15 protein-coding genes are annotated in these 21663 nt (G+C 62.3%); 5 read left to right on the top strand and 10 right to left on the bottom strand.

The annotated features are described in order from the left end of the window. Positions 1-186 precede the first annotated feature (186 nt). Positions 187-1350 carry a type III PLP-dependent enzyme gene (locus GIW79_RS01875; protein ID WP_014716890.1) on the top strand — a complete coding sequence of 388 codons (1164 nt, stop codon included), beginning with the start codon at positions 187-189 and terminating at the stop codon, positions 1348-1350. 121 nt (positions 1351-1471) lie between these two features. Here GIW79_RS01875 and GIW79_RS01870 read toward each other — a convergent pair whose 3' ends face one another. After that, the gene (locus tag GIW79_RS01870; RefSeq protein WP_236452322.1) at positions 1472-2215 is read right to left on the bottom strand and encodes a tetratricopeptide repeat protein; all 744 of its coding nucleotides are present in this window, start codon (positions 2213-2215) and stop codon (positions 1472-1474) included. A 2-nt stretch (positions 2216-2217) separates the two neighbouring features. Further along, on the bottom strand, positions 2218-2898 hold the full coding sequence (locus GIW79_RS01865; protein WP_236452323.1) for a Fe2+-dependent dioxygenase: 681 nt from the start codon (positions 2896-2898) through the stop codon (positions 2218-2220). A gap of 205 nt (positions 2899-3103) precedes the next feature. Here GIW79_RS01865 and GIW79_RS01860 point away from each other — a divergent pair, with 205 nt between their 5' ends. Then, positions 3104-5389: a TonB-dependent receptor gene (locus tag GIW79_RS01860; RefSeq protein WP_236452326.1), complete on the top strand. Its 2286-nt coding sequence runs from the start codon at positions 3104-3106 to the stop codon at positions 5387-5389. Between the two features lie 123 nt (positions 5390-5512). Further along, complete coding sequence (locus GIW79_RS01855; RefSeq protein WP_236452327.1) at positions 5513-8038, top strand: PepSY domain-containing protein; 2526 nt, start codon at positions 5513-5515, stop codon at positions 8036-8038. 114 nt (positions 8039-8152) lie between these two features. Here the strand turns inward: GIW79_RS01855 and GIW79_RS01850 are convergent, their stop codons facing one another. The 4 genes from GIW79_RS01850 to ptsP all read right to left on the bottom strand — a co-directional run bounded on the left by GIW79_RS01850 (position 8153) and on the right by ptsP (position 15385). Next, positions 8153-9694, bottom strand: a complete 1542-nt coding sequence (locus tag GIW79_RS01850) for an alkaline phosphatase D family protein (RefSeq protein WP_236452329.1) — start codon at positions 9692-9694, stop codon at positions 8153-8155. Positions 9695-9884: 190 nt separating this feature from the next. After that, positions 9885-11594: a PTS fructose-like transporter subunit IIB gene (locus GIW79_RS01845; RefSeq protein WP_236452332.1), complete on the bottom strand. Its 1710-nt coding sequence runs from the start codon at positions 11592-11594 to the stop codon at positions 9885-9887. A gap of 11 nt (positions 11595-11605) precedes the next feature. Beyond that, positions 11606-12526 (bottom strand): 1-phosphofructokinase, encoded by a 921-nt coding sequence (gene pfkB, locus GIW79_RS01840; RefSeq protein WP_054896898.1) that lies wholly within the window; start codon positions 12524-12526, stop codon positions 11606-11608. After that, positions 12527-15385, bottom strand: coding sequence for a phosphoenolpyruvate--protein phosphotransferase (gene ptsP, locus GIW79_RS01835; RefSeq protein WP_198791019.1), 2859 nt, complete (start codon positions 15383-15385; stop codon positions 12527-12529). Between the two features lie 284 nt (positions 15386-15669). Here ptsP and cra point away from each other — a divergent pair, with 284 nt between their 5' ends. Beyond that, complete coding sequence (gene cra / locus GIW79_RS01830) at positions 15670-16665, top strand: catabolite repressor/activator (RefSeq protein WP_057976816.1); 996 nt, start codon at positions 15670-15672, stop codon at positions 16663-16665. A gap of 2 nt (positions 16666-16667) precedes the next feature. Further along, the gene (locus tag GIW79_RS01825; RefSeq protein ID WP_034126262.1) at positions 16668-17444 is read left to right on the top strand and encodes a TatD family hydrolase; all 777 of its coding nucleotides are present in this window, start codon (positions 16668-16670) and stop codon (positions 17442-17444) included. On the opposite strand, the gene GIW79_RS01820 is transcribed toward GIW79_RS01825, so the two are convergent. From GIW79_RS01820 to ampD, 4 genes are all read right to left on the bottom strand, one after another. Then, on the bottom strand, positions 17391-17819 hold the full coding sequence (locus GIW79_RS01820) for a hypothetical protein (protein ID WP_072447021.1): 429 nt from the start codon (positions 17817-17819) through the stop codon (positions 17391-17393). The genes GIW79_RS01825 and GIW79_RS01820 overlap by 54 nt on opposite strands. Before the next feature lie 125 nt (positions 17820-17944). Continuing rightward, entirely contained in the window at positions 17945-18649 is a 705-nt protein-coding gene (locus GIW79_RS29725) for a methyl-accepting chemotaxis protein (RefSeq protein WP_374225686.1), read from the bottom strand. A 1590-nt stretch (positions 18650-20239) separates the two neighbouring features. Next, positions 20240-21076: a regulatory signaling modulator protein AmpE gene (ampE, locus tag GIW79_RS01810; RefSeq protein ID WP_054919386.1), complete on the bottom strand. Its 837-nt coding sequence runs from the start codon at positions 21074-21076 to the stop codon at positions 20240-20242. After that, a complete protein-coding gene (gene ampD / locus GIW79_RS01805) occupies positions 21073-21636 on the bottom strand; it encodes a 1,6-anhydro-N-acetylmuramyl-L-alanine amidase AmpD (RefSeq protein WP_054896894.1) in 564 nt (187 codons plus the stop codon). Before ampD ends, ampE begins: the two co-directional genes overlap by 4 nt. Between the last annotated feature and the right edge of the window lie 27 nt (positions 21637-21663).

Below are 21663 nucleotides of genomic sequence, written 5' to 3'. Positions count from 1 at the left end.
CCATGCTGGAAACGATCCATCCGGCTCAAGTACTGACGACGAGACAGCAAGGCCAAGGGCAGCTTACCCCATGGCCTTTTTGCTTTCGGCGACATGCCTTGGGAAGTAGGCGAACCAAAGTGGGGATACGGAGGACGTTCATTTGCACCCATTGATCAAATTAGTTTGCCCTTAGGAGTTCCCAGCATGTCGATCAACGTCGAAGATTATTTCGCGCGCGCCACTTTTGACAAAATGAAGGCGTTCGCCGACAAGCAAGAAACCCCGTTCGTGGTGATCGACACCGCGATGATCAGCCAGGCCTACGATGACCTGCGCGCCGGTTTCGAATTCGCCAAGGTGTATTACGCGGTCAAGGCCAACCCCGCCGTTGAGATCATCGACCTTTTGAAAGACAAGGGTTCGAGCTTCGACATCGCTTCGATCTACGAGCTGGACAAGGTCATGGACCGCGGCGTCAGCGCCGACCGTATCAGCTACGGCAACACCATCAAGAAATCCAAGGACATCCGCTACTTCTATGAGAAGGGCGTGCGCCTGTTCTCTACCGACTCCGAAGCCGACCTGCGCAACATCGCCAAGGCTGCGCCGGGTTCGAAAGTGTATGTGCGTATCCTCACCGAAGGCTCGACCACTGCTGACTGGCCGTTGTCGCGCAAATTCGGCTGCCAGACCGACATGGCCATGGACCTGCTGATCCTCGCCCGCGACCTGGGCCTGGTGCCTTACGGCATCTCGTTCCACGTCGGCTCGCAACAGCGCGACATCAGCGTGTGGGACGCGGCCATCGCCAAGGTCAAGGTGATCTTCGAACGCCTCAAAGAAGAAGACGGCATCCACCTGAAGCTGATCAACATGGGCGGCGGCTTCCCGGCCAACTACATCACCCGCACCAACAGCCTGGAAACCTACGCTGAAGAAATCATCCGCTTCCTCAAGGAAGACTTCGGGGACGACCTGCCGGAAATCATCCTGGAACCAGGCCGTTCGTTGATCGCCAACGCCGGTATCCTGGTCAGCGAAGTGGTGCTGGTGGCGCGCAAGTCCCGTACCGCCGTCGAGCGCTGGGTGTACACGGATGTGGGCAAGTTCTCCGGCCTGATCGAAACCATGGACGAAGCCATCAAGTTCCCGATCTGGACCGAGAAGAAAGGCGAGATGGAAGAAGTGGTCATCGCTGGCCCGACCTGCGACAGCGCCGACATCATGTACGAAAACTACAAGTACGGCCTGCCATTGAACCTGGCCATTGGTGATCGCCTGTACTGGTTATCGACCGGTGCCTACACCACCAGCTACAGCGCGGTTGAGTTCAATGGGTTTCCGCCGCTGAAATCCTTCTACGTTTAACCCCTCCCCCGCTCGTACCCACGCTCTGCGTGGGAACGCCTCCTGTGACGCTCTGCGTTACGCGCTCAAGTGCGGACGCGGAGCGTCCAGGGCGGCATTCCCACGCGGAGCGTGGGTACGATCAGCTCGTAGCTCGTTGCCGGTACAACTTGGCCATGGCGCGAATTCGCGGGTCATCCGCCCGTGCCAGCGCCTTGTGTGCCGTTTGCAGAAACTTGAGATTCCCGCCTGCCAGCGCCTTGTGCAACCATTCCAGCGCCGCGTCGATCTGGCCGCTGTCGGCCAGCACCGCCGCATGGCTGAACTGCCCACGAAAATCACCTGCCTCGGCTGAGCGGCGGTACCACTCAACGGCCGCCTCAACATCCTTGGGGCAATGCTGCCCGTCTTCCAGGTAACGCCCGAGCAGGTTCATCGACTTGGCATGGCCCTGTTCGGCAGCCTGGCGATACAGCGCCAGTGCTTGTGCCTGGTCTTCAACAACGCCACGGCCGGTAGCCAAGAGGTTGGCGTAGTTGTACTGCCCCCAATCCAACCCGGCGTGTGCCGCCAGGCGATATTCCCGTGCTGCGGCGGCTTCATCGACAGCGCAGCCCCAGCCATGCTCCCGGCAACGCCCGATCATATTGCGCGCCATCAGGTGCCCGCCCTGCGCGGCAATCTGGAACCAGCGCAGTGCCAGGGCTTCATCGCGGGCAATGCCGCGCCCTTCCAGCAGGATTTGCCCGAGCAGGGCCTGGGCCTCGACCACACCTGCCTTGGCGGCGATCAGGATGGCCTGGGCGGCGCGCACCGGGGAGTCATCGAGCATGCTCTGCAATTGTTCGACATTGAGCACTTCTTCGCGGCGCAATAAAAAACCCATGCTCAGACCTCGACCCAGCGGCGCAACAGGTTGTGGTAGGTGCCGGTGAGCTGGATCAGCGCAGGGTGGTCGGGGACGTCGCGGGTCAGTTGCTGGATCGCGCCGTCCATCTCGAACAGCAGGGTGCGCTGGCTGTCTTCGCGCACCAGGCTTTGGGTCCAGAAGAACGAGGCATAACGCGCGCCACGGGTCACCGCGTTGACTTTGTGCAGGCTGGAGCCGGGGTACAGCACCATGTCGCCGGCGGGTAGCTTGACCCGCTGCAGGCCGAACGTATCCTGAATCTCCAGTTCCCCACCGTCATAGTCGTCGGGGTCGCTGAAGAACAGCGTGGACGACAGGTCGGTGCGCACGCGCTCGTGGCTGCCTTTGGGCTGGCGCACCGCATTGTCGATATGAAAGTCAAAACTGCCGCCAGCGGTGTAGCAGTTGAGCAGTGGCGGGAAGACTTTATGCGGCAGCGCGGCCGACATGAACAGCGGGTTGCTCCACAACCGCTCCAGCATGGCTGCGCCAATTTCCTTGGCCAACGGGTGACCTTCAGGCAATTGCAGGTTGTGCTTGGCCTTGGCCGACTGGTGACCGGCGGTGATTTTGCCGTCAGCCCATTCGGTCTCTTCCAGGGCCTGGCGAATGCGCAGCACCTCCTCGCGAGAGAACAGGCCGGGAACGTGCAGCAACATGGGGCAATACCTGCGATCAGAGAGGTGTCAATGGTATTGATTCTTATCCTCTCTGTAAAATACAGGGACGAACGAGAGCGCAAAATCCGTAACAAAAAAGTGTAAAGAATGTAAATTTGATGCGAATAGCAATATCTCGCAATTGATACAAAGTCTTGTTGGCCCTATATTCCGCGGCCTCACATCCTTGGGGAAGGGACACGTCATGTCGCGCACTATTCTAAAAATACCGGCCAGTTCGCCACGCATGCTGGCCTCCGCCATTGGCGTTGCCCTGAGTGCCGGCTCCGCCGCCCACCTGGCACAGGCCGCTGAAAATACCGAGCCAACAGGCGAGCGCAACCCTATCTCCCTCGGCGCCACCAACATCACCGGCCAGGAGCAGGACAACACCTCCTACCAGGTGGAGAAAGCCTCGTCGCAGAAGTACACCGCGCCGCTGGTGGACACGCCGCGCTCGGTCACTGTGGTGCCGCAACAAGTACTCAAGGACACCGCCGCCACCTCGCTGCAGGACGCCTTGCGCACCGTACCGGGTATCACCTTCGGCGCCGGTGAAGGTGGCAACCCTCAGGGCGACCGCCCGTTCATCCGTGGTTTCGACGCCCAGGGCGATACCTACCTCGATGGCGTACGCGATACCGGTGGCCAGAGCCGCGAGATCTTCGACATCGAGTCCATCGAAGTCAGCAAAGGCCCGAACTCTTCGTTCGGCGGCCGTGGCTCAGCCGGTGGCAGCCTCAACCTGGTGAGCAAGACCCCGCAAGCGCGGGACTTCACCAACGGCGGCTTTACCTACGGCTCCGACCAGACCCGCCGCTACGTGCTCGACGTGAACCGCCAGTTCCTGGACGACAGCGCGGCATTCCGCCTGAACCTGATGAGCCATGAACAAAACGTGGCCGGCCGCGACGCGGTGAATTACGACCGTTGGGGCGTTGCGCCGTCGCTGACTTTTGGCTTGGGCACACCGACCCGTGTCAACCTCAGCTACTACCATATGGAAAGTGATGACCTGCCGGATTCGGGGATTCCCTACGGCTACGGTTCGTCGACCGCTACAGCCCACGTGCATGACAAACCCAACGACGGCGGCGACAGCAACAACTTCTACGGTTTGAAAAGCCGTGACTTCCGCAAGACCCGTGCGGACATCAGCACGTTCTCCATCGAACACGACTTGAACGACAACATGACGCTCAAGAACACCCTGCGCCACGGCAGCACCGGCCAGGACTATGTGCTTACTCAGCCGGATGACAGCAAGTTCAACGTCAACCGCTACGGCACTGTCTGGCGTCGCGCCAACAGCCGTGTCTCCACCACGACCACAACCACCAACCAGACCGATCTGTTTGGCAGCTTTCAGGCCTTGGGCTTCAAGCACACTTACTCCACCGGCCTGGAATTTACCGGCGAAGAAACCCGTGTCAGCGGCTACACCGTCAGCCCTAACGCCAACCCGGTGTGCACAACGCCCAAGGGCAGCCTGGGCGGCCAGTGCACCTCACTGAGCAACCCGAACCCCGACGACGCCTGGAACGGCAGCATCGCGCGCAACTACAACGGTACCAACACCAAGGCCACCAGCCGCGCCGCCTACGTGTTCGATACCATCGAACTCGATCCAAAATGGCTACTGAACGTGGGGTTGCGCTACGACACCTTTGACACCGAAGCCAACACCAACGCCGTCGCCGGGCGCACCAAGATCAAGGACGACAGCCAGTTCTTCAACTGGCAGGCCGGCCTGGTGTGGAAGCCGGTGGAGAACGCCAGCATCTACGCCTCTTACGCCACATCGGCCACGCCAGCCGGTGGCCTGGTAGGCGAAGGATCCGACGGCAACCCGCTGTCTGCCGGTGCCGCCACCAGCGACTTGCAGCCAGAAGAAACCGTCAACTACGAACTGGGCACCAAGTGGGACCTGTTCCACGACCGCCTGTCCCTGACCGCAGCCGTGTTCCGCACCGAGAAGAAAAACACCCGCATCCTGGTGGATGCGCTCACCTACCAGAACGCCGGGGAATCTCAGGTCGACGGCATCGAGTTGTCCGCCAGCGGCAAAATCACCGATCAATGGCAGGTGTTTGCGGGATACAGCTATCTGGACAGCGAACTGGTCAAATCCGGCCTCAACGGGCGTAACGGCGTAGTCAGTGCCGGCTCCAACAAAGGCAATCAGATGCCCAACACGCCGAAGAACTCCTTCAGCCTGTGGACCACCTACGACATCACGCCCAAGCTGACCGTCGGCGGCGGCGCCTTCTACGTCGATGAGGTTTACGGCGATGCCGGCAACACCGTGTATGTGCCGTCCTACACCCGCTACGACGCCATGGCCAGCTACAAGCTGACCAAAAACGTCGACCTGCAATTAAACGTGCAGAACCTGACCGACAAGACCTACTACGACAAGGCCTACTCGGCGCATTTCGCCAACCAGGCGGCCGGTCGTACGGCGTTGTTGACCACCAGCTTCCACTTCTAAAAGCGGTCAAGGTTCAGCCAGGAGCCCCACACATCGGATGCGTGGGGCTTTTGCGTGTTTCCCGGCAACTCACGGCATAATGCGCGCCGTGATCAGATATCCAGCTAAGCGAGGCGCTCCGACGTGTTGAAGAAAACCCTGTTCCAGTTGCATTGGTTCTTCGGCATCACGGCCGGGCTGGTGCTGGCCTTGATGGGGGTCACCGGGGCCGCGTACTCGTTCCAGGACGAGATCCTGCGGGCGCTCAACCCCAACGTGTTGAGCGTGCAGAAACGCGAGGCCGGTGTACTGCCGCCCGCCGAGCTGGTACGCAAATTGGAAGCGGCCGAAGGCAAGACCGTGGCCATGCTGTGGGTAGAAAGCGAAAGCGGCAACGCCGGCCGCGTGTCCTTCACCCCGCCGCCTGGCGAGCGCCGTGGCCAAATGCGCTACTTTGACCCGTACACCGGCGACTACATGGGCGACGCGGTCGGCCAGGACCTGTTCGGTTTTATCCTGCAACTGCACCGCTTCCTCGCCATCGGCGATACCGGGCGCAATATCACCGGCGCCTGCACCCTGATCCTGCTGTTTTTCTGCCTCTCCGGCCTGTACCTGCGCTGGCCGCGCCAGGTGAAAAGCTGGCGCGTCTGGCTGACCCTGGACTGGCGCAAAAAGGGCCGCAGCTTCAATTGGGACCTGCACTCGGTATTCGGCACCTGGTGCCTGTTGTTTTATCTTTTGGCGGCGTTGACCGGGCTGTATTGGTCCTACGACTGGTACAACCGTGGCGTGACCAAACTGCTGTCCGACGCGCCGCAGAACGAACGCATGCGCAAGCGCGGCCCGGCTCCCGCAGGCCCGGCTCCGGTGGCCAACTATGACGCAATCTGGAGCAGCATCTACAGCAACGCCGGCCCCGACTTGAGCGCCTACAACATTCGGATGCCCGCGGTCGCCGGGCAACCGGCCACCGTGTATTACCTGCTCACTTCATCGCCCCATGACCGTGCGCTGAACCAGATCAACCTGGACCCGGCCACCGGCGAGGTCAAATCCCACGAGCGCTACGCCAGCAAAAGCCTCAAGGCGCAGTTGCTGACCAGTGTGTATGCGCTGCACACCGGCAGCTATTTCGGCCTGGTCGGGCGCATCGTCCTCACCGTCAGCTCACTGCTTATGCCGCTGTTTTTCATCACGGGCTGGCTGCTGTACCTGGACCGACGCCGCAAAAAGCGCCAGGTCCGCGATGCCCGCAAAGGCCTGACAGATAACCACAGCGATGCCCCGGCCTGGCTGATCGGCTTCGCCAGCCAGAGCGGCTTTGCCGAACAACTGGCCTGGCAAACGGCCGGGCAACTGCAGGCTGCGGGCCTGGCGGTGAAGGTGCAGCCCCTGGGCAGTGTCAGCCGCGACGACCTCAGCCAATCGCAGAACGCGCTGTTCGTGGTCAGTACTTTTGGCGACGGCGAAGCGCCCGACAGCGCCCGCGGGTTCGAGCGTAGCGTGCTCGGCCAGGCGCTGCCCCTGAAAGGCTTGAACTACTCGATGCTGGCTCTGGGTGACCGGCAGTACGAACATTTTTGCGGCTTTGCCCGGCGCCTGCATTTCTGGCTGACCAACCAGGGCGGCACCCCGCTGTTTACCCCGGTGGAAGTCGACAGCGGCGATACACTGGCGCTGCAGACCTGGCAACAGCAACTGGGCCAGCTCACCGGCCATGCCCCGGCAGCGGCATGGCCGACGGCCCAGTACGAAAACTGGACCCTGAGCCAACGCACCCTGCTCAACCCCGACAGTGTCGGCTCGTCCGTCTACCTGCTGGGCCTCACATCCACGTCTGCGCACAGCTGGCTGGCCGGCGACCTGGTGGAAGTCCTGCCGCGCAATTGCCCCTGGGCCATCGAACACTTCCTGGCCGGCCTGGGCTTGGTCGGCAGCGACGGTGTGGTGATCGACGGCGTCGCCCACACCCTTGATCAGGCCCTGGCCACGCGCCAACTGCCGGAAAACCGCACGCACCTGGTCGGCCTGCACGCCCAGGCATTGGTGGATGCGCTGGTCCCCTTGGGCATGCGCGAATACTCCATCGCCTCGATTGCCAGCGACGGCGTGCTGGAGCTGATTGTGCGCCAGGAGCGCCACCCCGACGGCAGCCTGGGGCTTGGCTCCGGCTGGCTGACTGAACACGCCGCCCTCGGCTCGGCCATCAGCCTGCGTCTGCGGCGCAACAGCGGCTTCCATTTGCCCGACGCGCCTGTGCCGCTGATTCTGCTGGGCAACGGCACCGGGCTTGCGGGCCTGCGCAGCTTGCTCAAAGCCCGCATTGCCGACGGCCAGCAGCGAAACTGGCTGCTGTTCGGCGAGCGCAATATCGCCCACGACTACCTGTGCCAGGACGAACTGCAAGGCTGGCTCGCCAGTGGAGACCTGGCCCTGCTGGACCTGGCATTTTCCCGCGATCAAGAGGAGAAGATCTACGTACAGGATCGCCTGCGCGAGTCAGCGGATGTGCTGCGCAAATGGCTCGCGGACGGCGCAGCGATTTATGTGTGTGGCAGCTTGCAGGGGATGGCGACGGGGGTGGATCAGGCACTGAAAGACATCTTGGGCAATGAGGCGCTGGAGCGCCTGATCGAACAGGGTCGCTATCGCAGGGATGTCTATTGATATTTGATCGTTCCCACGCTCCGCGTGGGAATGCCGCCCTGGACGCTCCGCGTCCGCTCTTAACGGCGTGACGCGGAGCGTCACAGGATGCGTTCCCACACAGCGTGGGAACGATCAGGCCGGTTGCAGCTTTTGCTCGAACACCGAGACTCCATCGAGATCGCGCAGCATCACCGTCAACTCCGCCGTCTGCCCATCAATCTGCACTTCACCGAAAAACTGAAAGCCCGCAAACGGCGAGGTATTCTGTGCCGGTGGCGCCTTCTGGAATACCACCTGCGGGCCAAAGGTTTTATCCAGTGGGTTGGGCCCGAAACTCCCGGCATTCAACGGCCCCGCCACAAACTCCCAGAACGGCTCGAAATCCTGGAACGCCGCGCCGTCAGGGTGATAGTGATGCGCCGCACAGTAATGCACATCGGCCGTCAGCCACAGGTGGTTGCGCACCTTGTGCTCATGCAGGAACCCCAGCAGTTCGGCGATCTCCAGCTCACGCCCTTGCGCCGGGCCAGGATCGCCATTGGCGATCGCTTCCCAACGCGCCACGCCGGGGCTGACCTCACCGTCGGGCACGCCCAGGCCGATGGGCATGTCGGCGGCTACCACCTTCCACTGCGCTTGCGACGCCTTGAGCCCGCGCTTGAGCCAGTCCAACTGTTCACGCCCAAGAAAGGGTTTTTCAGCGCCCAGGTTGTCGTCATTCGGCCCGCGATAGCTGCGCATATCCAACACAAACACATCCAGCAGCGGCCCATAACTGAGCTTGCGATAAATGCGCCCGCCACCGTCGGCGCTCTGTCGGCGCATGGGCGAATATTCCAGCCAGGCCTGGCGGGCGCGGCCCACCAGGGTGTTGATGTCACGGGTCTGGTAACGCTCATCCAACTGCTTGCTCGATGACCAGTTGTTGATCACCTCGTGATCGTCCCACTGCCAGATCTGCGGCACCTCGGCATTGAAGCGGCGTACGTTTTCATCCAGCAGGTTGTAACGGTAATTGCCGCGATATTCATCGAGGGTTTCCGCGACTTTGCTTTTGGCTTCAGTGGTGATGTTGCGCCAGATGCGCCCGCCTTCAGTGGTGAGCTGCGCGGGGACCGGGCCGTCGGCGTAGATGGTGTCGCCGCTGTGGATAAAAAAGTCCGGCAGGCGCAGGCGCATGGCTTCATAGATGCGCATGCCACCGATGTCCGGGTTGATGCCGAAGCCTTGGCCGACGGTGTCGCCGCTCCACACAAAACGGATATCACGCCGCTGTTGCGGCACGCTACGCAGGTGCCCGAACCAGGGTTCACTGGCAATGCCGGTCTGGGCGTCTTCGAAATGCACGCGGTAGAAAATCGCCTGGTCGACCGGCAGCCCGGTGAGCTCGACACGGGCGGTAAAGTCGGTGCGGCTGTCGGTCAGGGGCGAGACGAATCGGCGCGGGTTGCTGAACACGCTGCGGGTATCCCACTCCACCACCATCTTCGCCGGGCGGTCACTGCGGCTCCAGATCATTGCGCGATCGCCCTGCAGGTCGCCCGATTGCACGCCGTCAGTGAGTTGCGGTCGGTCCTTCACCGAAGCGATCACCGCCGGTGCCAGGCCCGGCAACAGCAGGCCAGCGCCCACAGCTTGCATCACACGGCGGCGACCGAGATCGAAGTGGCTCATGGAGGTGCCCTCTTGAGTATCAAAAGGGCCACTAAAGCATGGTGGGATGAAGCGCATGTGACACCGATTAGCAGAACGGTCGAGTTCACCTGTGGGAGCTGGCTTGCCTGCGATGCAAACACCTCGGTGTATCAGGCAAACCCCGTCGAGGCTATCGCAGGCAAGCCAGCTCCCACATTTTCTGCCAGTGTCAGGCAGTCACGGCCAGTTCGGCCGCTTCCGGTCGCTTGAGCACGGCATACACCAAACCGGTCAACACACTGCCCGCCACAATCGCCAACAAGTACAACAACGCATGGTTCATCGCATTCGGAATCACCAGCACAAACAACCCGCCATGGGGCGCGGCGAGTTTGCAGCCGAAGTACATCGACAGCGCACCGGTCAACGCGCCACCGGCGATGCTGGCCGGAATGACGCGCAGCGGGTCTTTGGCGGCGAAGGGAATCGCGCCTTCGGAGATAAAGCACAGCCCCAGGATCATCGCCGCCTTGCCGGCCTCGCGCTCGGTCTGGGCGAACTTGCGCCGGGCCAGCAACGTGGCGATGCCCATGCCAATCGGCGGCACCATGCCGGCGGCCATGGTCGCGGCCATCGGCGCGCCGCTCGACGCGGCCAGCAGGCCAACCGAGAACGCATAGGCCGCCTTGTTGATCGGCCCACCCAAGTCCACGCACATCATGCCGCCGAGCAGAATGCCCAGCAGCACCGCGTTGGTGGTGCCCATGGTGCTGAGGAAATCCGTCAGGCCCGTGAGCAAGCGGGCGACCGGTGGGCCCACCAGGTAGATCATCACCAAGCCGGTAAACAGGCTCGCCAGTAAGGGGATTATCAGGATCGGCTTGAGCGCTTCCAGGCTCTGGGGCAGTTGCACTGCGCGGCTGATCAGTTTGACGCAATACCCGGCGACGAAGCCGGCCAGGATGCCGCCGATAAACCCAGCCCCCAGCGTCCCAGCCAGCAGCCCGCCGATCATGCCGGGCGCAAGGCCAGGACGGTCGGCAATCGAGTAGGCGATGTAGCCCGCCAGCAACGGCACCATCAACAGGAACGCCTGGTCACCCACGGATTTGAGCGCCGCCGCCAAGGTGCCGGGCTGCTCGAAAGCATGGATGCCGAACACAAACGACAAGGCGATCAGCAAGCCCCCCGCCACCACCATCGGCAACATATACGACACGCCGGTGAGCAGGTGTTTGTAGACGCCGGTTTTCTCCGCCTTGGCCGGTGCACCGCCGGCCGCGCTTTCCACCGCGCCTTCGGCCAGGGCTTTGTTGAGGATGGCTTCGGATTGCTTGAGGGCAATGCCGGTGCCACAGCGGTAAATCTTCTTGCCGGCGAAACGCTCGGTGGCCACCTCGATATCGGCCGCCAGCAACACCACATCGGCATCGGCAATCGCTTGCGGGCTCAACGGCGTGCGGGCGCCCACCGAACCTTGGGTCTCGACCTGCAGGTCATAACCCAGGCGCTGGGCCGTCTGCTGCAAGGCTTCGGCGGCCATGAACGTGTGGGCCACACCGGTGGGGCACGCGGTAATCGCGACGATACGCGGCGCAGCCTTGGCCGCCACCGGGGCGGCGTCGGCGACATACACCCGGGCTTCTTCGGCGCCCCGGCGCAGCACGCCTTCGACATCCGCCAACGCCTGGGCCGGTGTGCTCTGGAACACACGCTTGCCGACAAACCGCTGCATATCCACCGAGGTACTGCTGACCAGCAGCACCCACTCGGCATTATCAATCGTCGCCTGGGACAACTGGCGCTCCGGGCGCTGCACATCGACGACTTCAACACTGGTGTGCAAGCCCATGCGCTGGGCGGCGGCGTCCAACAAGCGGGCGCACAGCACACTGGTAACCATGCCGTTCGGGCAGGCGGTAACAATGGCTAACTTCATCACAAACCCTCTTATTGTTCTGTCAGCGTGCGCACATCGACGCCGCTTTCGAGATGCGCCAACTGCGCGTCATCGCTGATGCCAAAACCGATCTGTGTCACCGCCATCGCGGCAATCGCCGTGGCCCGGCGCAAGGTGTGCTCTGGCGTGTCGCCACTGAGCAAACCGTGGAGCATCCCGGCCAGCAGCGAGTCGCCGGCGCCCACGGTACTGGCCACTGCCACCTTGGGCGGCGTGGCGTGCAGCGCCGCACCCGGGCGGTACCAGGTCACGCCTGCGGCCCCATCGGAGACCACCACATGTTCGACGCCTTGCTGATGCAGGCGGCTGATGGCATCGGTGGCGTTACCCAAGGCCTCGGCCAACTCTTCGGTATTGGGTTTGACCAGCCACGGGCCAACCTCCAACCCCAGGCGCAGCGCTTCGCCGCTGGTGTCCAGGGCGACTTTCAAACCGAGGTCCTTCAACGCCTCCAGCAAACCTTTAAACCATTGCGGGCTGACGCCGCGCGGCAAGCTACCGGCCACCACGACCGCATCGAACTCCGGGCCAATGATCGCGACCATCTTGAGCAGCGCTTTTAGCGCCTCTTCAGTCACCAGCGGCCCCGGTGCATTGATGTCGGTGACACGCCCATCCTGTTCGGCAATCTTGATGTTGCTCCGGGTTTCGCCGGGAACCCGGATGAAGGCATCGCCAAACCCACGGCGCTTGATCAGCGCATTGAAAGCCTGGGGGTTGGCACTGCCGAGAAACCCGCCCACGCTGACGTAATGGCCTAGGTCCGCCAGCACTTGCGCCACATTCACGCCCTTGCCCGCGGCGTGGGTGAGCATCGCTTCACTGCGATTGACCTCACCGGGTTGCAGGTGCGCCAGGCGTACCGTGAGGTCCAACGCCGGGTTCAGCGTCAGGGTCAGAATATTCGCCATCTACACGGCCTCCACTAGGGCACGCACTTCGGCGGGCGAACCCACCGCCAGTGCTTGTTGCGCCAGGCCCTGGGCCTCGCTCAGACTGAATTCACGCACCCGCGCCTTCACTTCAGGAATGCTGCGGGCCGACACGCTCAACTCATCCACGCCCAGGCCGACCAGCACCGGCACCGCCAGCGGGTCCGCCGCCAACTCGCCGCACACGCCTACCCATTTGCCGTGGGCATGGGCGGCGCGCACGGTGATGTCGATCAGTTGCAGGACTGCCGGGTGCAAGCCATCGGCCTGGGCCGACAGGGTCGGGTGGCCGCGGTCGATGGCCAGGGTGTATTGGGTCAGGTCGTTGGTGCCGACGCTGAAGAAGTCGACTTCCTTGGCGAGGACCGGCGCCAGCAGCGCGGCTGAGGGCACTTCGATCATGATCCCCAGTTGCAGGTCTGCCACTGGGATCTCCAGGCGCAGGCGCTCGGTCATGTCCCGGGCGGCGCGCCACTCATCCACGCTGCCGACCATGGGGAACATGATGCGCAGCGGGCGGTTGTCTGCTGCACGCAGCAATGCGCGCAGTTGCGCTTCCATGATCTGCGGGCGTTGCAACGTCAGGCGAATGCCGCGCACACCCAGAAAGGGGTTTTCCTCTTCGGCGATCGGCCAATAGGGCAAAGGCTTGTCGCCGCCCACATCCAGGGTGCGCACCACCAACGGGCGACCGTTGAGGCCGTCGAGTACGCGACGGTATTCGGCCTCCTGAGTGGCCTCGTCCGGCGCCTGGGGGTGGGCCATGAAAATCAGTTCGGTGCGCAGCAGGCCAATGCCTTCGGCGCCCTGCTCCACTGCGCTGGCCACCCCGGCGCTTTCGCCAATGTTGGCGAACACTTCCACGGCGTGGCCGTCACGGGTCAGCGCCGCTTCATGGCGCTGGGCCGATGCGGCTTGCAAGCGCTGTTCGCGGCTGTCGCGCTCCACGGTGGCCCGTTGCAGGATAGCGGCGTCGGGGTCCACATGCAGGCGACCACGCTGGCCATCGAGCAACAGTGGCGTGCCGGCGTTGAGCAATAACACCGTAGCGCCAGCGCCGACCAAGGCCGGAATGCCCAGGGCGCGAGCGACAATGGCGCTGTGAGCGGTGGCGCCGCCCCGGGCGGTGAGAATGCCGGCAACGCGGGCCGGGTCCAGGCGCGCCACGTCCGAAGGGCCGACCTCTTCCATCACCAGGATGTAGGGCTCGCTCGGTTCCTGCACGCTCTGGACGCCGCACAACTGGGCCAGCACGCGGCGGCCGATGTCACGCAAGTCGGCAGCACGCTCGGCCAGCAAGGCATCCTGCAAAGCTTCCTGTTGCTTGGCGGCGGCTTCGATCACGCTCATCCAGGCGGCTTCGGCGCTTTCGCCCTGCTTGAGGCGGGTGTCGACTTCGTCGGTCAGTTCCGGGTCGTCGAGCATTTCCTGGTGGGTGATGAAAATCTCGCGGATGGCCTTGGCCTGGCTACGCTCGATCAAGCCCTGGATATCCGTGCGCACGTCGCTCAAAGCGGTGTGCAGGCGCTGGCGTTCGGCGGCGGCGGATTCGCCCCGTAGCGGGTAATCGAACACCTGCGGCACCTGGATATGAGCCGGGCCGATCGCGATACCCGGCGCGGCGGCAATGGCCTGGAGTTGGCTACCGCTCAGTGGCGCGCTGAGCACCGGTTCGATATCGACCTGTGCGGGCTGTGCGCTCACCGTGGGCAAGGGCTCGACCTCTTCGCCAAGGCCCTCTTGCACGGCGGCCAAGAGGGCGGGCAGTGCATCGCCGGCCACCGTCGGCTCGGCCACAAACTCCAGCACCTGGCCACGACGTGCGCCGAGGCTGAGCAACTTGCTCAGGCTTTTGACCGACACGGCGCCCACCGCGCCATCGACGATACGTACGCGGATATCGCCGTCAAAACTTTTCGCCAATTGCGCCAGGATCTTGGCCGGGCGCGCGTGCAGGCCGTGGGCGTTGGCCAGGGTAATACGGGCGCTGGGCCAGTCCGGCGGCAGTTCACCGCCCAGCACTTCCAGCACCGCGCGGCTGCTGGTGGCGCGTCCCAACTCGTGGCCGCGCCCTTCAATCAGCAAGGCACACAGGCGTTCAAGCAGGGTCTGGTGCGCTTCACCGAGGCTCGCCAGGCAGAACAGGCCGTGCAAGGGCTGGCCGAGGTAACGCATAGGTTTGTCCGGCGTCACAAAGGCCAGGCCCGGGCGCTTGACCGTCTGCTCGCTGTGCAACCACCACAGGCCATCGCCCAGGGGCAGCGCGTCGACTTGCTGCAATACGGCGGCAAAGCCATTGCTCACGCAGTCGGCCTGGCGCAGCAGGCGCGCACCGCGCCACACCAACTCTTCAAAATCATCGGCCGACACGCCCAGGCTGATCATCTGCGCATCCAGCGCCAGTTCCTGGGGCGCGCCTTGCAACAGTTTCAACAGCGCTTCGGCATTGCCGGCACGGCGCAACGCCTGGCCCAGGTCGGTTTCACCGAGGGCACGGGTGAGCAGTTGCAACAGGCGCAGGTGTTCATCGGATTTAGCCGCGATGCCAATCGCCAGATAGACGATCTGGCCATCGCCCCAGTCCACCCCTTCGGGGAACTGCAGCAGGCGCACACCGGTGGAAAACACTTGGTCGCGGGTTTCTGGCGTGCCATGGGGGATAGCAATGCCTTGGCCGAGAAAGGTCGAACCTTGGGCTTCACGGGCTTGCAAGCCACTGAGATAACCTTCGGCAACCAGGCCATCGGCCACTAATTTGTCAGCGAGCAGGTGCAAGGCAGCAGATTTATCCACAGCCACCTGGCCCATGGATATCTGCTCTACAGTGAGCTCAAGCATGCCGTTCTCCTAGTTAGTGCGACAGGCGCACTAGGTATTGTTGTAGGTAAATATGATCAAAATTAACTGACTGAGCGGTCAATTGGCAGTGGTCACTCAGTAGCGAACATCGTAAAAATACGCTTGCTGAAACGTTTAATCTAGAATTTATGGCAGATTACGCGTTAATTACGCAAGCTTGAAGGGCCACTCGGCGCTTGCTGTGGGACATTGGTCGAATGCTGGAATCGGTTACGATTGGACAAAATGTCGGGGCGAGCGCCAAAAAACAAGGAAATCCCGGTTTGAAACTCAGTGATATCGCACGTCTGGCCGGTGTGTCCGTTACCACCGCCAGCTATGTCATCAATGGCAAGGCCGAACAGCAGCGCATCAGCAACGCCACCGTTGAGCGTGTGCGTGCCGTGGTCCAAGCCCATGGCTTTACCCCCAACCCTCAAGCCGCGGGGCTGCGCAGCCGGCATACGCGGACCTTGGGGTTCATCCTGCCAGACCTGGAAAACCCCAGCTACGCACGCATCGCCAAACTGCTGGAACAAGGTGCACGGGCGCGCGGCTATCAGTTACTGATCGCCAGCTCCGATGACGAAGCGGAGAGCGAGCGCCAACTGCTGCAACTGTTCCGGGCGCGGCGTTGCGATGCGTTGTTCGTCGCCAGTTGCCTGCCGGCCAGCGATGACAGCTATCGCGAGCTGCAGGCCAAGGGGCTGCCGGTGATTGCCATCGACCGGGAGATGGAGCCGAACCAGTTCTGCTCCGTGGTCAGCGACGACCACCAGGCCTGCCAGCAACTCACTAGCAGCCTGCTGCAACCGTTGCCCAAGCAGATCGCGCTGATCGGTGCACGGCCCGAGCTGAGCATCAGCCAGGCGCGTACCGCCGGTTTCCGCGATGCGCTGCAAGGCTTTACGGGCGAAGTGATCATCGAACAGGGCGAAGCCTTCAGTCGTGACTGCGGCCGAGAGCTGATGGAGCAATTGCTGCAACGCCTGGGGCATCTGCCGGACGCGCTGGTAACCACCTCCTACGTACTGCTGCAAGGCGTGTTTGATGCGCTGCATGACTTCCCTCTCAAGTCACGCCCCCTGCGCCTGGGCACCTTCGGCGATACCCAGTTGCTGGATTTCCTCCCGCTGCCGGTCAACGCCATGGCCCAACAACATCAATTGATCGCCGAGACCGCCCTGCGCCTGGCGCTGGCCGCCGTTGAAGAAGAACAGTACCAACCCGGCGTGCATGCGATTGGCCGGACCTTCAAGCAGCGTATCCACGAGGCCTGAGCGTGGAGCTGATCGACACCCACACGCACCTGGACTTCGAGGACTTCGACCAGGATCGCACGCACGTCCTCGCCCACAGCCGTGACCTCGGCGTTCGGCGCCTGGTGGTGCTGGGGGTGTACCAGAAAAATTGGCAGCGGCTGTGGGACTTGGTGCAACAGGACGAAGGCTTGTTCGCCGCTTTTGGCTTGCACCCGGTGTATCTCGATGAGCATCGCCCCGCCGACCTGCTGGAGCTGGGCGACTGGTTGACGCGCCTGCATGGCCACCGGCAACTGTGCGCCGTGGGCGAAATTGGCCTGGATTACTTTCTTGAACAGTTGGACCACGAGCGCCAGCAACCGCTATTTGAAACCCAGCTGAAACTCGCGGTGGATTTCCAGCTGCCGGCCCTGCTCCACGTTCGCCGCAGCCACGCCGCGGTAATTGCCACCTTAAAGCGTATCCGCCTACCCAGAGGCGGCATCATCCATGCGTTCGCCGGCAGCGTTGAAGAGGCACGCGAGTACATCAAGCTCGGGTTCAAACTGGGCCTGGGTGGCGCTGCCACCTGGCCCCAGGCCCTGCGCATGCACCGGGTACTGGCCCAATTGCCCCTCGACGCCGTGGTGCTGGAAACCGACTCGCCGGATATGGCCCCGGCCATGTACCCCAACCAGCGCAATAGCCCGCAACACCTGCCAGACATCTGCACGGCCCTGGCCGAGCGCATGGGTATCAGCCCTCTATTGCTGGCTGAGGCGAGCACACGCAATGCGTGCGAGCTGTTCAACTGGTAGCGCACTGATGGCCTGCAAGTTCAAGGTCATTGTCTGGCGATGACGGGCGTAGCGCACCACCAGCAAATGGATCAACACCGCGACCAGTGAAATGTTGAACTGCGCGTTGACACTGAGCAGCCCCAGCCACTCGGCGACCAAGGCCACCAGCAAGGTCGCGCACGTCAGCATGATCATGCTCGGCCGCACCAGCGCCCATTGGTCCAGGGCTCTGAACTGGCGCAACTGCTTGACGCAGCCCAACTGCAACCCGCAGTGGCAATACGTACAGTCAAACGGCACATCGATGGCAATGGCGTTCAGTTGCCAAGGCTTGAGTTCAAACGTCATGTTGCACTGGGCGCAATGCCCCCTGATACCGATTGCGGCGGCCATCGTTTTGTCCCCTCGTGACCGTGACGGATGACATAAATTTTCACCTATTCACGCCCCGATAAAACACGCATCGGTAAATCAAGACATGGGCCACAGGCCCCGTGGTTCAGCCCTTCAGAACCGCCCTACACCCGAAACGCACCAATCAATTGCTTCAACTCAACCACCTGGGTTGCCAGTTGTCGACTGGCCGCTTCCGTGTGCTGGGCGCCTTGCGCTGCATGCTCGCCAGCACGGTTGATTTCGACAATGTTCTGGTCGATGTCTTGGGCGACCGCCGTTTGCTGCTCCACGGCGGCGGCGATTTGCTGGTTCTGATCGACGATCATCCCAACTGCCCCCAGGATATTTTCCAGGGCTTGCTGGACTTTTTCCGACTGCCCCACCGTGCCATTCGCCATTTCATGGCTGCTGCCCATGGCCTTCACCGCCGCGCCCACGCCGCTGTGCAAGCGGCTGATCATCTGCTCGATTTCCTCGGTGGAGTGCTGGGTGCGCCGAGCCAGGGTGCGCACCTCGTCGGCCACCACCGCAAAACCACGCCCTTGGTCACCGGCGCGCGCGGCTTCGATGGCCGCGTTGAGCGCCAGCAGGTTGGTCTGCTCGGCAATGCTCTTGATCACTTCCAGGACGCTGCTGATGGACTGGCTGTCGGCAGCCAGTTGGTTGATCACCCGCACCGATTCGTCAATCTCCGCCGCCAGGCGGGCGATGCCGCCTTGCTGGGATTGCACCAGCGCACGCCCGGTGACCGTTTCATCATTGACGCTCTGGGCACTACTGACCGCCGCCGCCGCGCTGCGCGCCACCTCTTGGGCAGTGGCGGACATCTGGTTCATCGCGGTCGCCACTTGTTCGATCTGGCTGCGCTGGCCGGACACCGCCTGGTTACTCTGTGCCGACACCGCCTGCACCTGGCCGGCCTGCAGCTCCACCTGGCTGACCGTATGCCCAACACGCTCGATCAGGTCATGAATCTTGGCCACGGTGCCATTGAACACCTGGCCCAAGTCGCCCAGCTCGTCGCGGCTTTGAGCAACGAAGGTGACCGTCATGTCACCTGCCGCCACTTTGTCCATCATCGCCCCCAGGCGGCGCAAGGTGGTGCGAGTGGAGACAAAGAAACCGGCATAGAGATAGAAAATCAACGCAAACACCGCCGCCAGGGCCGTGACCAGCAACACCATATGTAGGCGGTTTTGCGCCAGGCGCTGCTGCAACTGCTGCCCGAGGAACGCCAGGGTGGCGTCATCCAATTGATAGGTCTTGGCCATCAACTGGCTGACGCCGTCATAAAAACCCTGCCAAGACGTATCGAGGGTCTCGGCCATCACCACCTGCTCTTCAAAAAACTCACTGCCTTGCTTGAGGCTGGCCTGGCTGGCTTGCGCAGAAACCTCAAGGGCCGCATGCGCGGCCTGGCTGGCGCCCAGCGCGTCCTGCAGCTTCAAGCCATATTCCCCGTGGAGTTTTTCCAGCTGCTGCAGCAGTTCGTCAAAACGGGTGCTGGAGGATGAATTGATAAAGCCCTGCCCCAGGGAGTACGCGCCCATCGCACGGCCTTCGCCCAAGGCCTGGGTGACTTGAGGGGTGACGGTGGTGATCAGGTCGCTGAGCTGGCGCAGGTCACTTTGCGGATCACGGCTCAAGCCGGCTTGGCTGGCAATGATCTGGCTGAACATCTGGGCCTGGTTGAGTAACTTGCCGATCAACGCCGCTTTGTTGAGCAACGAGGTTTCTTGCTGCTGGGCCTTGAACGCGGCGATCAACTCGTCGCGCTTACTGTCGAAGACGGCAACTTGCTCGGGCTGGGTCGCAATGGCGTGCAGGCCCTGCAAGCGCTCCATCACACTGGCTTCCAAGGCGCTGATCCTAGTCTCCAGGTCTGCTGCTTTTCCGGACTGGCCGAGGGTGGCATTGATCTCTACCTGGTTGTTGAGGGTTTCCAGATCGCGGCGCAACGCCAGGCTGCTGCCGAGCAGGTCGAGACTCTGCAGTTCGACCCGGGTGCCCTGGTATTCGCGCCACGAATCGCGCACCAGGTAATAGTTGGTCGCCAGCATCGGCAGCAGGAACAGCACGCTGATCAGGCTGAACTTCATGCCGAAGCTCAGGCGGTTCATCAGCGCGACGGCGGGATAGAGCAAGCTCTTCACAGGTGACCTCCCCTTCTTTTATTTTTATTGAGGCGCAGGGCGGCGGCAGATAGCCACTATTTGGCGCGCTATCTGTATAGCTCAATTCGAAAGGGAGTTTTGTAACGTAAGGTTAACGGCGTGTCTGGAGGCCAAATGTGGCAAGGGGAAAGCCCTAACGCCATGTAGGAGCGAGCTTGCTCGCGAAAGACTCACAGACGCCGCGTTTATTCAGGACGCACGCGTTATCGTTGACGTTTTTCGCGAGCAAGCTCGCTCCTACCATCAGGGCAACACCGTCCAGATGGCAAACCCGGCATACCACAGCACCGCCGCACGCAGCAGCAGCTCCCACAGGCGATCCAGGCTGTTGATGCCATCGGCCCCCACCACTGGCGCAGGAATTTCCGCGGCGGCCAGGCCGACTTTTTCCACCAACTGTGCCGCGCTGATGTCCCAGCTCAACAGTTCGTGAAGCATCACACGGCTGACCCCGACGAAATTGCCCACCAAGGCAAAGCTGGCCGCCAGCAGGCGTACCGGCAACCAGTCAAACGCGTGGCGCAGTTGCGTGGCGCGCTCGGCCACCAACGGGTTCTGGCTGTTTTCGCTGGCCAGCGCCAACAGGCGGTAGGCCAGGGCGGCCACCGGGCCCAGCAGGAAATACCAGAAAATCACCGCGAAAAAGCTTTGATACGCCTGCCACAGCAGGTAGCCCTGGACGCGCTCCAGCAATTGCTCGCCACTGTCGGCGCCAAGTTTGAGATCGCGTTCGGCCACATGCTCGGCCGCTTGCAGGTCACCGCGCCGCCAGGCATCGCGAAACGGCCCCAGCCCCGCCAATAGATCGCCACGGCCCAGGCTGTAGATCACCACCAGCAAGTGCACCGGCAATGCCAACAGGCCATAGGCCACCGGCTCCAGGACCAGCAACAACAATGCCAGCAATGCCACCGGCAGCAGCACCAATATCAGCAGGATCAACCAGGGGCGCTTGCCCATGCGCGGGCTTGATTCCAGCTTGGCCAGCTCACGCAGCCATCCACCGTCGCGCTGCAACCGCAGGCGCAAGGCCGAGAACTTCTCGATCCACACGGCCAGCACCAACACCAGGAAACTCATCGTTCGTGTCCTCCATCCTGCAGGGCGCTGCGAAAGCGCGCCCAATCAAAAGCGGGGCCCGGGTCGGTCTTGCGCCCCGGAGCGATGTCGCTGTGACCACAAATACGTTGGCGAGTGATGTCTGGGTATGCGGCCAGCAGTTGGCGTGTCAGGTCGATCAGCGCCGCATACTGGGCATTGGTAAACGGTAGGTCATCCGTGCCTTCCAGCTCGATTCCCAGAGAAAAATCGTTGCAGACCTCGCGCCCTTCAAAGACGGAAATACCGGCATGCCAGGCACGGTCGCGGCACGAAACAAATTGCGTCACAGTGCCGTCACGTTCAATCAGAAAATGCGCAGACACTCGTAGGCTCGCAATCCCTTCAAAATAAGGATGTTCTGAGATATCCAGGCGGTTCTGGAAAAATTCCTGCACCTTGCCCGTGTTGAACTGCGCCGGGGGCAAACTGATGTTATGCACCACCAACAGCGAGATTTCGCCTTCAGGGCGCTCGTTGAAGTTGGGCGAAGGGCAATGACGAATGCCCTGGCACCAACCGCTGGCGGGGTCCAACTGCATACAGGCTCCTTGAATGATAAGAGGTGT

It is taken from the genome of Pseudomonas sp. PA-7-1E, from assembly GCF_021605325.1.
Taxonomy (GTDB): domain Bacteria; phylum Pseudomonadota; class Gammaproteobacteria; order Pseudomonadales; family Pseudomonadaceae; genus Aquipseudomonas; species Aquipseudomonas fluorescens_BV.
This window is presented reverse-complemented; position numbering and strand designations above follow the sequence as displayed.